The 253-nt window shown below is 58.9% G+C and carries 1 protein-coding gene; it reads left to right on the plus strand.

Annotation, left to right across the window (positions count from 1 at the left end; translation table 11 throughout):
- Nucleotides 1–253, plus strand: a 253-nt coding sequence (locus tag Q4528_RS14890) for a hypothetical protein (RefSeq protein ID WP_303522451.1), incomplete at both ends; no start/stop codon positions are given.

The raw sequence follows: 253 nt of genomic DNA on the forward strand, positions 1-253 counted from the left end.
GCTCTGCACTCGCCGACGCGACGACACCCTATACAAAGGCGAAATTTGCTATTCTGGATTGCGGGATCATCGCGCAACTCCGGTCCCCTTGGCAGATCGAATTCTACACCCGCGCAGAGATGGTCCAGCGCCAGCGACACCCAATGTTCTACCTGCCTCGGGTCTGTCCGGAAAAAGAGCCTTGGAGCGAGACAAAGCGCAGGTGGTTTTCTGCGGCCAGCCGCGTCGGCGACATTCTCGGGCATCACTACGT

Origin of the sequence: Staphylococcus pasteuri (assembly GCF_030547725.1) — a bacterium.
Lineage (GTDB): Bacteria > Bacillota > Bacilli > Staphylococcales > Staphylococcaceae > Staphylococcus > Staphylococcus pasteuri.